Consider the following 5,661-nt stretch of genomic DNA (forward strand, 5'->3'; position numbering starts at 1 on the left):
ACATAGTAAGCTGTGCGCCAGTCGTACTTACCAACCCAGGCAGCGGCTACCGCACCTAAAAGGCCTATCATAGCTACAATTGTGGTACCGTATCCCCTACGCTCTTTGCTTAGTGTTTCGCTAACCAAGGTAATGCCTGCACCTAATTCGCCGGCAAGCCCTATGCCTGCAATAAGCCTAATAAACGCGTAGCTGTTAACATCATGCACCATGCCGTTTACAAAATTGGCAACAGAGTATAAAAAGATCGATCCAAAAAGCACTTTAATACGGCCCAATTTATCGCCTATTATGCCCCACATTATACCGCCAAGCAGCAAACCGAACATTTGCATATTGATAACATACACACCCTGTAAGCGAATATCGGCTTCAGTAACCCCAATATCTTTCAGGCTTTTAACCCTTACTATGGAGAATAGTACAAGGTCATAGATATCAACAAAGTAACCTAAAGAGGCAACAAGAACTAAAAAAAAAACGTTTCTGGTAGTTTTGGCCGAAGCAGCGACAGTCATATATAAATTATTACAGTAATTGGTTGGGCCTAAAGTAACAGGAATTAGGCTATTTTTAAATTTTTTGGCAAAAAAAAACCCCTGGGTTTACAGAGGTTCTTTTGTTCAGCTTAGTAAATTATATCTTTTTTACATTTACAGCCTGTAATCCTTTTCTGCCGTCTTCCACATCATATTCAACGCTATCATTATCTTTTATAGCATTTACGCCGCCTTGTACATCTTTAAAGTGTACAAAAAGATCTTTACCGTCTTCGGTAACAATAAAGCCGTAACCTTTTTGTGTGTTAAACCATTTTACTTTTCCAGTTTTCATAATATTATTATAGTATTAAAATTTGTTAAGATATATAATTAAGCCAAACTGAATACAAAATGGTATTAATAATCAGTGGAATAAATATACTGCTTTTTCAAATATATAAAAATAATTAATTAACCAAATAAAATTATTTATTAGGTTGCGGAGTAAGGCGTAAGTATGGTTTTACCTCTGTGAAACCTTTTGGAAATTTCGCGGGTATATCTTCAGTCTTTATTGCCGGTACCACAACCACATCTTCGCCATCTTTCCAATCGGCCGGTGTAGCTACGCTATGATAGGCTGTAAGTTGCAAAGAATCAATAACACGTAATATTTCCTGGAAGTTTCTACCTGTTGAAGCAGGATAGGTAATGATTAGCTTTATAGCTTTATCCGGGCCTATAATAAACAGTGAACGCACAGTAGCATTTACAGAAGCGTTAGGATGGATCATATCATAAGCTTCGGCAATTTTACGGTCCTCGTCGGCTATAATCGGGAATTCAACTTCAACTCCCTGTGTTTCATTAATGTCCTTTATCCAGCTTTTGTGCGATTCAACAGAATCAACACTCAATGCCAATACCTTAACATTGCGCTTGGCAAACTCATCTTTTAATGCAGCTGTTCTGCCCAGCTCTGTAGTACAAACCGGAGTATAATCTGCCGGGTGTGAAAATAATACTCCCCAGCCATCGCCAAGATATTCGTATAGATTTATCTCTCCTGCTGTGGTTTTTGCTGTAAAATCGGGGGCTTTGTCGCCTAATCTTAAACTCATAATGTTTATATTTTAGTAGTTGTATTTATTTTTAAAGTTACGGTGATTGTTTTAATAATCAAGCGTTACCCATAAAAATATTCTACTATTTACATAGACATTACATAATTAATTGGCGGTACTAATAAACTTAAGTAATTAAACTAAATCTTAAAACAAAAAAAGCCCCGTCCTAACAACTGTCAGAACGGGGCTTCAAATTAATGGGGGCAATTATTTAACTCTTTTAAAATAGCTGATGTTGTTATCATCTGTTACTTTTAGTACAATTTCGCTGGCATCATTTTTAACGGCAACAAAATATACTACAGGCTCTTCAATGTTTCTTGTATCATATTTTATAACATCGCTAATTTTATAGCCTTGATAGTTTTTAGCTATCTTGGTTCTAACAGAAGCAGCTAATGTAGTATAGGCAACATCTTGTGTAACGCCTAAATAATCGCCGCTTAAGCTATAAAATGCGGTATAATCTTTATTATTATCAACAAAACTAACTTTCTGGCAGCTTGGTGTTACTGTCCAAAGTACGTTGTCGGCACTTTTAAAATCACTTTTAAATTGATTAAGAGCAGCGAGTGTTACATTTTTTTCGCTTGCTTCGGTAGATGGTTTTTTTCCGCCATCGGCAAATGCAGTTAAGCTAAACATGGTAGCGATTGCTGCGGTGATGAATAATTTTTTCATAGTTTCTTAAATTTTAAATCCATAACAAAAGTACAGCCTTGTTATCAATATTTATAATAAAATTTAATTTTTATGAATATTTCATAATTTATGACGATTAATTATAGTAATTTGAAATTATATCAATTTACTTAGTGTATAAATTACAATATCTGAATTTAAAAAATGGGCAAAAAGCGCCTTGTTTTTATTGTAACAGGCTGTTTACATTAAATTAACCTGAAAAATTGTTTAATATTTACTGGTTTTAGTAGAAATAAGGCAAACCATTTTAAAGAAAAAGTATGGCACTATTATTAACAACAGTACTATAGTGAAATAAAAATAAACATGAAAGCACCTGTCTTACAGTGTCCCGGGGTGGCCCATTGTTTAGGTGATGCAGTTGGTGTTTATATAATCATTTTAGTTGGATAGCACATTTTCCCATAAACCTACAATGCTTTTACATAATCCAAAAACAAATACAAGGCTTTCTTTTTGCTATCGGTCAAATCAAAATCAAGTTTATGCATTAAGTAATCTTCCAGATCAAAATCTGCCATGACCGGCAATTCCTTAAGCAACTCGGCCCTATGGTCAAGACCTATTTTTAGTGCTTTATTAAACTCCTCTATAAAACCCTGCGGGATAGATTTATTAGCTACCCATGCAGCAAATACAAATGGCAGCCCTGTAAACTTTTGCCACTCTTCGGCCAAATCATATACAAACGTGTACTTATCTTTCTTACCAAAGGTGCGGTCTCCTATTTGTACAAAGGCTGTGGTTGCATTATTGGAATTAGAGTAGTCTGCTGCATTAGTAATTAACTCAGGATCTATCTTCCAAAAGTTTTTAAGCAATACCCGGGCTAAGTTATTTGAAGAGCGCGACTGGGGGTCCAGTTGTATTTTAATGATATCATGTATTTCGCAATTGCTGAATATAAATACCGAATTAACAGCACCAACAGCGCCAATACAGTAATCTGATACAATTTCCCAATGCGGAAGGTTTAGTATGGCAGCCACCGGGATAAGGCCAATATCCACCCGGTCATCGATGAGCTTTTGGGCACAATCTGCCGGGATATCAAGGCTCAGGTCTATTTTATCAATGATGTCGGTATGTTGTATACCGTATAAAAATGGTTTGGTATTAGTGTAGCTTACGGCTGATATTCTTATTTTTTTCACAGAAGTGTTTAAACGGATTTTAAATGTTCGGAGTTGTTAAAACTGGTAATATCGAATTTTTCACCATCAAAGGTTACTTTATACAATACCAGATTTTGATGCGGGAAGTTATCCATTTCGGTAAGCGGCTTTCCGGTTAGCAGGCATAAAAATAAGCGCATCGCGCGGCCATGCATACAAATTAATACATTTTCCTCTTCGGTATGGCTCATGATAATTTGCAGCGCCTCTAATTGTCTTAATCTAACTTCGTTAGGGCTTTCGCCATTTTCGAATTTACTATCTAGTCTTCCGGCAACCCAATCGCGCATTAACTTTAAAAAGGCTGCCTTGGTTTCGGGTGTATTTGGCTGGCCCTCGTAAATACCCCAGGCCAGCTCATCCAGCCCCGATAGTTTTTCATAAGGAATACCCAGATCAATAAATTGCTGGACACTTTGCTGGGTACGTTTAAGCGCTGATATGTATACCTTATCAAAAGGTACAGATTTGTACGCATTGTAAAATAAATCAGCCTGTTTTTGGCCCTCCTCATTCAAATCAGTATCCCTGCCACGGCCTTGTACAATGCCTTGTTTATTCAGATCAGTTTGCCCATGGCGGACAATGTATAGTGTTTTTATCATTTATATTGTGTCATTAAGTCATTGTTCATTGAGTCATTGGCTTTTTCATTAAAATAATGACCTAATGACTCAATGATTTAATGACTAATTAATAACCGGCAGCTTATAATACTGTGGCTTCACCTCTTCGGCAAATTGGTAATCATTATAATCAGTAATTACATTATATAAGGTATCGCGTTCTATCGGGTAACGGCCAACTTGTTTTATCAGTTCAACCAATTGTTTGGTGCTCATACCCGGGTTTTGTTCTTCGGCGCCGGCCATCGAGTAAATTTTGGTGGTATCATCAAGTGTACCATCAATATCATCTACACCAAAGTTTAAAGATAATTGTGCCGTAGTACGGCTTATCATGGCCCAGTAAGCTTTTATATGGTCGAAATTATCAAGATAGATGCGTGATATAGCATAATTACGCAGATCCTCAACCACGGTTGTTTCCGGAATGTGCGACATCTGGTTATCCTTGTTCCTGAATTTCAAAGGAATAAACGTTTGGAAACCTCCCGTCCTATCCTGCAATTGACGCAAACGATCCATGTGATCTATCCGGTGCCGGTATTTTTCAATATGGCCGTATAACATGGTAGCATTTGACCGTGCGCCCAGTTTGTGCCATTCTTCGTGTATGGCAAGCCATTGGTCGGCAGTACATTTATCTTTAGCTATTTGTTCGCGTATTTCTGGATGAAATATTTCTGCACCACCACCCGGTATAGATTCAAGGCCAGCATCCAGCATCATTTTCATGCCTGTCGCGTAATCAATCTTAGCTTTCTTAAATATATAATGATACTCTACGGGTGTTAATGCCTTAACGTGCAATTCGGGGCGATGCGCTTTTATTCTTTTAAACAGCTCTATATAAAACGGCACATCATATTGTGGTAATACACCACCTACAATATGCACCTCGGTAACCGGTTCATTATCGTATTTGGTAACGATATCAAACATTTCATCCATCGTATACTCCCAGCCTTCCTCTTTTTGCTTTAGCAGGCGCGAGTACGAGCAAAATTTACAATCGTAAACACAAAGATTGGTAGGCTCAATATGAAAATTCCGGTTAAAATAGGTTTTATCACCATGGCGCTTTTCGCGGATGTAATTGGCTAAAACGCCCAGGTATCCTAATTCACCTTTTTCAAAAAGTAAAACACCTTCGTCAAAGGTTATACGCTCCTGATTGAGCACTTTCCCGGCAATGTGTTTTAAATCAGCAGATAAATCCGGATCCTGCAATAATACCTGTAAATTATTTTCAGCTCCCATTAAAAAACTTTTGCCAAAAATAAGAAATGTTAACGTAATGATGGTGTAACATTTATTAACTCCCCGTAAAACTTTAAGTTTGCAATATGAAACCGGAAACCATAGCTATACATGCAGGCAATCAAAAAGATGATATAACAGGGGCAGTAATACAACCCATTGTATTATCAACCACGTTTGAACGTAAAGAAGATGGCAGTTACCATGAAGGTTATATATATAGCCGTTCGGCTAATCCAAACCGCACATCGCTTGAAAAAGTGTTAACGCAGTTAGAAAATGGTGCCGA

General features: G+C 37.2%; 8 protein-coding genes. 1 reads left to right on the forward strand and 7 read right to left on the reverse strand.

The annotated features are described in order from the left end of the window. The 7 genes from JWP71_RS11470 to mqnE all read right to left on the reverse strand — a co-directional run. Window positions 1-518: MFS transporter (locus JWP71_RS11470; RefSeq protein WP_299499934.1), on the reverse strand; the 518-nt coding region annotated here is incomplete at its 3' end. A 118-nt stretch (window positions 519-636) separates the two neighbouring features. Then, window positions 637-834 (reverse strand): cold-shock protein, encoded by a 198-nt coding sequence (locus JWP71_RS11475; RefSeq protein ID WP_144249222.1) that lies wholly within the window; start codon window positions 832-834, stop codon window positions 637-639. A gap of 133 nt (window positions 835-967) precedes the next feature. Then, window positions 968-1,603, reverse strand: a complete 636-nt coding sequence (locus JWP71_RS11480; protein WP_299499938.1) for a peroxiredoxin — start codon at window positions 1,601-1,603, stop codon at window positions 968-970. A 213-nt stretch (window positions 1,604-1,816) separates the two neighbouring features. Continuing rightward, on the reverse strand, window positions 1,817-2,290 hold the full coding sequence (locus tag JWP71_RS11485) for a hypothetical protein (RefSeq protein WP_299499940.1): 474 nt from the start codon (window positions 2,288-2,290) through the stop codon (window positions 1,817-1,819). 434 nt (window positions 2,291-2,724) lie between these two features. Beyond that, window positions 2,725-3,468, reverse strand: coding sequence for a menaquinone biosynthesis protein (locus JWP71_RS11490; protein ID WP_299499942.1), 744 nt, complete (start codon window positions 3,466-3,468; stop codon window positions 2,725-2,727). An 8-nt stretch (window positions 3,469-3,476) separates the two neighbouring features. Next, window positions 3,477-4,094, reverse strand: a complete 618-nt coding sequence (locus JWP71_RS11495; RefSeq protein ID WP_299499944.1) for a histidine phosphatase family protein — start codon at window positions 4,092-4,094, stop codon at window positions 3,477-3,479. 84 nt (window positions 4,095-4,178) lie between these two features. Then, a complete protein-coding gene (gene mqnE / locus JWP71_RS11500; RefSeq protein ID WP_299499946.1) occupies window positions 4,179-5,372 on the reverse strand; it encodes an aminofutalosine synthase MqnE in 1,194 nt (397 codons plus the stop codon). A gap of 86 nt (window positions 5,373-5,458) precedes the next feature. Between mqnE and JWP71_RS11505 the strand changes: the two genes are divergently transcribed. Further along, window positions 5,459-5,661: PLP-dependent transferase (locus tag JWP71_RS11505; protein WP_299499948.1), on the forward strand; the 203-nt coding region annotated here is incomplete at its 3' end.

Source organism: Mucilaginibacter sp., assembly GCF_028287845.1.
Lineage (GTDB): Bacteria > Bacteroidota > Bacteroidia > Sphingobacteriales > Sphingobacteriaceae > Mucilaginibacter.

Coding starts and splice junctions, on each gene's coding strand:
- JWP71_RS11475 (WP_144249222.1), bottom strand. CDS start 834: ATGAAAACTGGAAAAGTAAAATGGTTTAACACACAAAAAGGTTACGGC.
- JWP71_RS11480 (WP_299499938.1), bottom strand. CDS start 1,603: ATGAGTTTAAGATTAGGCGACAAAGCCCCCGATTTTACAGCAAAAACC.
- JWP71_RS11485 (WP_299499940.1), bottom strand. CDS start 2,290: ATGAAAAAATTATTCATCACCGCAGCAATCGCTACCATGTTTAGCTTA.
- JWP71_RS11495 (WP_299499944.1), bottom strand. CDS start 4,094: ATGATAAAAACACTATACATTGTCCGCCATGGGCAAACTGATCTGAAT.
- mqnE (WP_299499946.1), bottom strand. CDS start 5,372: ATGGGAGCTGAAAATAATTTACAGGTATTATTGCAGGATCCGGATTTA.